Genomic DNA, 6,666 nt, shown 5'->3' on the forward strand with positions numbered 1-6,666 from the left:
GCTGCCAAGGCGCCGGTGAAAACGGCGGCAAGCAGGAACGGCACACCGAGGCCCAGCGAGTAGATCGCTAATAGTGCGACGCCGTCGGCGACCGAGGCTGATGCCGCGCCAACGGTCAAGATGGCACCGAGGATCGGACCGATGCAGGGGGTCCAGCCGAAAGCGAATGCCAGGCCCAGCACATAGGACGATACGGCCTTGCCGCCGGGCAGATCAAGGTGAAACCGTGCCTCGCGCATCATCCACGTGGGTCAAATGGTTCCGAGCATGAACAATCCGAACAACGTAACAATCCCGCCTCCGACGATGTTCATCTCGAAGCGGTAGCGAAGCAGCAATTGCCCCAACGCTGTAGCGCTGGCACCAAGGATGACAAAGACGGTTGTGAAGCCGAGCACGAAGCAGAGGCTGAAACCGAGCGCTGCGCTTCGCGCAACAGAAACCTCACCTGAGGGTGATGTAATCGTCGACCGGCCGGCGACATAGGAAACATACCCCGGCACCAATGGCAGTACGCAAGGCGACAGGAATGAGACGATGCCGGCAACGAAGGCGCTCAGGATACCAATATTGGAGAGTTCAGGCATTCGGACGGCCCTTCAAGTCTTCTTCCGAGCTCACTGGTCACCGCTTTTCCGGGCACGCGCGATCAGCGTTTGCATGGTTTGCAGGTCGGTGGCGCCGCGCAATATTTCCTCACCGATAACAAAGCCCGGCGTACCGTTGATCCGCAGAACTTGGGCGAGCGCAAGGTTGCGCGCGATTTCAGCGTCGACAGCGGGATCGGCCATATCGTTTCGCAGCCGCTCGACATCCAGGCCGATTTGCCCAGCAACCTCCATCACTCGTCCCTCGTCGGCAGCTCCTGACACCTGCATCATTGCTTTATGGAATTCGGGGTAGAGGTTCTGCTGGCGGGCCGCGAGCGCTGCCCTTGCCGCGAACACGGAATTCGGCCCCAGAATGGGAAACTCCTTGTAGACGATGCGCAGTTTCGGATCGTCTGCTTCCGCCGCCATCATCGTTGGCGCAACCTGGCGGCAATAGGGGCAATTGTAATCGAAGAATTCGACCAACGTCACATCGCCTTGCGGATTGCCGCCAACTGGGCTTTCGGGACTTTTGAACAGTTCGTCACGGTGCGTGGCAAGGGCTGCCTGAGCTTCCGTCTGTTCCGCCTCCCGTTGCTTCCGTTCGAGGTTCTGCATGGCCTCGACGATGACCTCTGGGTTGGCTACAAGATAGTCGCGCACGCGCCGCTCGAACGCGTCCTGCGGCAGGTTCTCCGACGCGATAGTGGGCTGCTGGCCGGCCCTGAACCCTGGATCGATCAGATACCAGGTGCCTGCCGCGATGATCAGCAGCAGGGGCAGCAGGAGAAAGCCGAAGCGGCGCCCCGTGAATTTCGAAAATTGCGTCAACTTCCTTCTCCCGCTGTTCAGAACAGGCCTGTCAGCCATTCCCACCACCCCTTTTCGGTAGGCGGCTTTGGCGCATGCGCGTTGTTGATGAGCTGGTTGATGTAGAGGGTCAGATTTGTTTTGCTGAAATCGGATCCATGGAAAATACCGGCATTCCGTCCGTTGCGGTCGATGACATGCGCCATCGGCAACTCCTGGTCGCGGCCGCTGAACGCCGCAAATCGATCCGCCAGACTGGCGGTTGTCTCGTCGTCCGATGGGATCACGCGCCGCCAGTTCGCCTGGTCCGACGGAGCCTGGGTCGAGGCATCTGCGTCAAGGACGGTTACAAACGTGACCATTTGCTTCATCGGCGAAGCATTCACCTGTTCCTGCACGCTCGCAAGAACGGCCTGTTGTTTGGCGCATGGACTGTCACAGTTCTGCGGAACAAAGCTCAGCACGATGATCTGATCATGGAGATCGCCGAGGCGCAGGACATTGCCGCCTGGTTCTTCGACATCCAGATCGGGCGTGGAAGGACGATCCATCACCTCGAAGGCCAACTCCTGTTCAGTCATCACCTCATCGATGCGCTCACCGGGATGATTTGCGAATGCCGGCTGTGCAACCAGCAGGAAGGCCAGGATCAGGAAGCGCTTCATTCAGCAACCTCCTGTGGCCCCTCGGCCGCTATTCCGAGCACGGAAACCTCAACGGTGATCTCTCCGGCGTTCTCGAAGCTGAGCGTCATAGGGAATGTCGTGCCCTCGCTGAGTTTGTCTTGCAGTCCCATCAGCATCAGGTGCATGCCGCCGGGCGCGAGCGTGAACCGCTCACCCGATGGCAATTCAAGCGTTTCGATGTGTTTCATGCGGCTTATGTCGCCGTCCTTTTCGATCGCGTGGATCATGACGTGGCCTGCGACCGGCGTCGTCACGCCTACAAGCCGGTCTTCCGAGGCGCTTTCGATCGTGAGATAGGCAGCGCCGGGCCGGGACGCGAGGATGGTCGCGCGCGCCCACGCATCGGAAACGCGGACACTCTCCTCTGCGAGTGCCGGCGATGCGCCCGCCCAGACCGCCACCGCTATTGCAATCAGTATTTTCATCAATATTTTCCATTCATTCTTGCAAGGACCTCGACGGCCATCTCTTCCGCGAACTGTTCGCCTTCGCGGAAGACATCCTCAAAGCGGCCTTCGGGTGTCATCAGGTAGATGTGCCCGGAGTGCGCCATCAGATATCCGTCCGGCGCTGTTTCCTCTTCCATCTTCTCGTAGTAGACGCGGAAGGATTGGGCAGCTGCGGCGACCGCGGCTTCGGATCCGGTCAGTCCAACCAGCTTCGGGTGGAAGGCCTGGACATATTCCGCCATCACCTCCGGCGTATCGCGCGACGGGTCGACGGTGATGAAGATCGGTGCGACCCGCTCGACCTCGCCGCCAAACCGATCCAGCACATTCGCCATGTAGGCGAGCGTGGTCGGGCAGACGTCGGGGCAATAGGTGAATCCGAAGAACACGAGTTGCCAGCGCCCGAGGAAGTCGGCCTCGGTCACGCGATTTCCGTTGTGGTCGATCAACGAAAACTCGGAGCGAATTGCGGCCTCGCCGGTGGTGACCGACGGCGGCTCGCGGACGCCGATCGTCCGGACGAAATAGGCACCACCGATCACCAACGCGGCAATGGTCACCAGGAACCACAGGCCGTAGCGAATTCGTCTGAGATGTGTTGTTTTGCCTGATGTCATGTCTGTTTCTCGCAGCCCCCCCGCCCGGACCAAATGTCCGGGCGGGGGGATCTCAGCCTCCTATTGGTCTGTCGACGATTTCATGTTGTCTGTCATGCTGGCCATCAACTTGGTGCACTGCTCCATCATCGGCGCCATCTGGGCCATCATTTTCATCATGCCCATCATGCCGTCCATTCCGCCCATGCCGGACATTCCGTCCTGATTCATCATATCTTTGTTGTTCCCCATGCTGCCCTCTTCCATCATGGAGCCCTGGTTGCTTGGAGTTTTGTGCTCAGCGGCTTGAAGGGTCGGGACTGCGGCGATGTTGATCATCAAAACGGCAGCCATAGTGAGAGACTTGATAGGTTTAATCATCGGTCGTGTTCCTTTTCTGCTTGGTTAGGGATAGGGAATGCCGTGACGAAACCGCCACACTGACGGATTGTGCGTGTTGCACGGTTTCGTCCGACAAGAGGTCATTTTGGGCTCCGCCCGGTAATGAAGGTTCACCGTCTGCGGCAGCAGGGTTTCCGGCCTGGTTTGACTTGCAGGAACCGCCGGTAACCTTGTTCATGCAGAGTCCGAGCGCGCACATGGCGACACACGGCAGTGCTGTGAGGAGCAGCGGCGCTATGCCTGCCGCGGCTAGCCAACTCCAATTAAACGCGAGACCGCCAGCAATCAGGACCGCCGCAAGTATGAGGTATCCGCGACGGCCGCTGAGGTAGTAGCGAAGCGCGTAGAGAACATCGCGGCCAAACGAACCGTCCTCGGTGCTGTATTGTCGCGACTTATCCATGAAGGCTTCCTTTTCAGTTCGAGGTCTGATGTGTTCTGAGAAAATCGATCATCTCGGGCGCGTCCCATTCTGCCGGGCCGACGAGCCGTCCCAGTTCCCGCCCCTCACCGTCGATCAGGAGCGTCGTAGGTAGGCCGACAGCCGCAAGGTCGAACGAAGCCCGCATCGATGCATCGATATAGAGGCCGAGATTCCGGATACCGATCTCGGCATAGAATTTGCGGACTACCTCCGGCCCGGCCCGGTCGACAGAAAGAGGCACAACCTCGAAACCGGGGCCGCCGAGTTTTGCCTGAAGCGCATCAAGCGTTGGCATTTCCTCGCGGCAGGGCACGCACCAGGTCGCCCAGATGTTGAGCAGAACGGTTTTGCCTTTGAATGAGGCCAGCGTGAGAGCCTGACCTGCCCCGTCCTCGAACGTGACCACGGGAAGCGGCCGAGGCGTTTCGTGCATGACGAAGGGCTGGGGCAATAGTATTGTGCCTGGTCTGTCGCCAACGGGGTGGGAGCCCTTATCGCCGTCGATGTAAATCATTGCGGCGGTGACTGCGAGCGCGACCACCACGAGGCCCCCTGCCGCAAGTGCGATTAAGATTGTGCGTTTTGCGTGCAATAGAGCCGTCATGAACCAGCGCCCCGCATCTTCTGGTCCGCGGTCTGCTGGCGCAATGATTCCACCAGCGGCAGGATGGTTTTCGCGAGCACCTCTTCGTTCACCGGTCCGATATGCTTGTAGACGATGAGCCCGTCCGCATCGACCACAAAGGTTTCGGGTACGCCATAGACGCCCCAATCGATCGCCACCTTCCCACTGATGTCGGCTCCGGTGCGCGTGTAGGGGTCGCCCAAGCTGTCCAGCCATTGCGCCGCATCGTCCGGCTGATCCTTGTAGTTGAGGCCGTGCAGCGGCACGGTGCCTTGCGCTGCAAGCTGCATGAACAGAGGGTGCTCTTCGCGGCAGGCAACGCACCAGGAAGCAAAGACATTGACCAGCGATACCTCTCCTTTGAGATCATCGCTCGACAGCCCGAGCGATCGTCCCTGAACCGGCGGCAGGTCAAATTCCGGCACCACCTTGCCGATGAGCGCGGACGGAAGACTGCCAGGGTCTTGGGTCAAGCCCCAGGCCAGAAAGATGGCAAGCACCGCAGCGACAGTAAGCGGCAGGAAGGCCAAAACGCTTCGTCCCGTTTTGGCGAACGACTGTTCCCTGTCCATAGTCATAACCCACCACCGGCTTTGGCCGTCACTCGAGCCTGTGATTCCCGCTGGCGCTCGGGCCAGGTACTCTTGATGAATGCGAGTACCGCTGCGATCTCCTCGTTGCTCAGGATGTCCTCGAACGCGGGCATGTCGCTCTCATAGCCCGCAACGACACCGCCGACGCCGAACTTGGTGATGTCGAACAGGTCCTGGTCCGAGTGATGCCAGGTGTGGCCGCTCTCGTCATGGGGCGGCGCCGGCATGCGGCCGTTCTCCAGCCTGCGCCTCCAGTTCGGCTGACCCTGGAGCTCGGCGCCATGGCAGGAGGCGCAGTTTTGCGCATAAACTTGCCTTCCGAGGGTGATCTGCTCGTCTGTCACAGGATAACCCAGCACAGTCAGGTCTTCGGCTTGTGTACCGGTACTTTGCGATTGCCCCTGCGCGGCGATAGCTGCCAGACCCGAAAAGGCGACAGCGGAAAGGAGAAGCATCATCCGCCTCATTGCCGCCCCCGCAGAAACTTCACCAACGCGAAAATGCCGAGGACCAGAACAGCCAGGATCAGAAGGCTGAACAGACCACCTCCGAACATCATAAAGCCCATCATGGAGCCATCCATCATACCGTTCATGCCATCACTCATCGGAGTAAACGGCGACGCCGTCCTTGCCGAAGGCGTAGGTCTTTAGCGTGCCTGTCTTTGCCGGTGCCATGCCGGGAGCATTCCCCGGCATTCCGGGCAACGTGATGCCGGTGACATCTGGACGCTCGCTGACCAGCCGTTCGATAATCTCGACAGGCACGAGCCCGCTTACGACATAGCCGTCAATCTCGGCCAGGTGACACCCGATACCTCGCTCGGGAACGCCCATTTCAACCGAGCGCTTGTCGAAATCGCGATCATCGACGCGCGTCACAGAAAAGCCGTTGGTCTCCAGATAGTCGGCATAGGTATCGCAACATCCACAGCCGGGGTCGCGCCAGATTGTGATCGCCTTGGCACCAGCAACGCTGGCACTTGCGTCTTGGGGAGCTTGAGCCGAGGTCAACGCCGTAAACGCCACACTACCAATGACAGCCAAGGCGGTAACGGTTGCGGCAACAAAGATCTTTTTCATGTTGTTCTCCATTAATTGTTAGCGAGCGGGGTCCAGGACAGACCGCCATCGCGAGTTTGGATGAGACCGTCCTCGGTGAGGGCAACGACTTGATCGGCATTGTTGGGATGGACGGCGACCGCATCAGTGCGGAAAGACGAGCGTCGCGCCCAGACGACCCCCGCGTCCGCGGAAGCCCACACACCGGAAGGTAGGGCGGCATAGAGCCTCATCGGAACCGACGCTGCGCTCACCAAAGCGTGGATCGGTTCTCCGGTGGGCAACGGTGCCTCCGGCGCAGGCGCTGCCCCGGATACCAATGCGTCCATCGCATCGCCTGGCTGCACGTCCTGCCAACGGCAGAAACAGTCGGGCACGCGGGTGAGACCCAATCCGGTTCCAGCGTATAACCAGATGCCGCCCATGCCCG

At 59.9% G+C, this 6,666-nt stretch carries 12 protein-coding genes and 1 pseudogene; all 13 read right to left on the reverse strand.

All coding sequences use genetic code 11. The annotated features are described in order from the left end of the window. Positions 1-587, reverse strand: a pseudogene (locus AC5DC2_RS17025) (cytochrome c biogenesis CcdA family protein); the annotation flags it as partial. Positions 588-617: 30 nt separating this feature from the next. After that, positions 618-1,421 carry a DsbA family protein gene (locus tag AC5DC2_RS17030; RefSeq protein ID WP_024706437.1) on the reverse strand — a complete coding sequence of 268 codons (804 nt, stop codon included), beginning with the start codon at positions 1,419-1,421 and terminating at the stop codon, positions 618-620. Positions 1,422-1,438: 17 nt separating this feature from the next. Continuing rightward, complete coding sequence (locus AC5DC2_RS17035; RefSeq protein ID WP_024706438.1) at positions 1,439-2,065, reverse strand: thioredoxin domain-containing protein; 627 nt, start codon at positions 2,063-2,065, stop codon at positions 1,439-1,441. Next, the gene (locus tag AC5DC2_RS17040; protein ID WP_024706439.1) at positions 2,062-2,511 is read right to left on the reverse strand and encodes a copper chaperone PCu(A)C; all 450 of its coding nucleotides are present in this window, start codon (positions 2,509-2,511) and stop codon (positions 2,062-2,064) included. The genes AC5DC2_RS17035 and AC5DC2_RS17040 overlap by 4 nt, the downstream gene beginning before the upstream one ends. Further along, positions 2,511-3,095, reverse strand: a complete 585-nt coding sequence (locus tag AC5DC2_RS17045; RefSeq protein ID WP_491699337.1) for an SCO family protein — start codon at positions 3,093-3,095, stop codon at positions 2,511-2,513. Before AC5DC2_RS17045 ends, AC5DC2_RS17040 begins: the two co-directional genes overlap by 1 nt. A 117-nt stretch (positions 3,096-3,212) precedes the next feature. Beyond that, positions 3,213-3,512, reverse strand: coding sequence for a hypothetical protein (locus AC5DC2_RS17050; protein WP_024706441.1), 300 nt, complete (start codon positions 3,510-3,512; stop codon positions 3,213-3,215). Continuing rightward, complete coding sequence (locus AC5DC2_RS17055) at positions 3,505-3,936, reverse strand: hypothetical protein (protein ID WP_024706442.1); 432 nt, start codon at positions 3,934-3,936, stop codon at positions 3,505-3,507. Before AC5DC2_RS17055 ends, AC5DC2_RS17050 begins: the two co-directional genes overlap by 8 nt. Before the next feature lie 13 nt (positions 3,937-3,949). Then, the gene (locus tag AC5DC2_RS17060; RefSeq protein ID WP_491699338.1) at positions 3,950-4,363 is read right to left on the reverse strand and encodes a TlpA family protein disulfide reductase; all 414 of its coding nucleotides are present in this window, start codon (positions 4,361-4,363) and stop codon (positions 3,950-3,952) included. A 194-nt stretch (positions 4,364-4,557) separates the two neighbouring features. Beyond that, on the reverse strand, positions 4,558-5,154 hold the full coding sequence (locus tag AC5DC2_RS17065; RefSeq protein WP_036235782.1) for a DsbE family thiol:disulfide interchange protein: 597 nt from the start codon (positions 5,152-5,154) through the stop codon (positions 4,558-4,560). A gap of 2 nt (positions 5,155-5,156) precedes the next feature. Beyond that, positions 5,157-5,633: a c-type cytochrome gene (locus tag AC5DC2_RS17070; RefSeq protein WP_491699339.1), complete on the reverse strand. Its 477-nt coding sequence runs from the start codon at positions 5,631-5,633 to the stop codon at positions 5,157-5,159. 5 nt (positions 5,634-5,638) lie between these two features. Then, positions 5,639-5,770, reverse strand: coding sequence for a hypothetical protein (locus AC5DC2_RS17075; protein WP_256389227.1), 132 nt, complete (start codon positions 5,768-5,770; stop codon positions 5,639-5,641). 4 nt (positions 5,771-5,774) lie between these two features. Further along, positions 5,775-6,257, reverse strand: coding sequence for a DUF411 domain-containing protein (locus tag AC5DC2_RS17080; protein WP_152534433.1), 483 nt, complete (start codon positions 6,255-6,257; stop codon positions 5,775-5,777). Between the two features lie 11 nt (positions 6,258-6,268). Next, the coding region (locus AC5DC2_RS17085; protein WP_491699340.1) for a beta propeller repeat protein at positions 6,269-6,666 on the reverse strand (398 nt) is incomplete at its 5' end.

The sequence above is a fragment of the Martelella sp. genome, assembly GCF_984369615.1.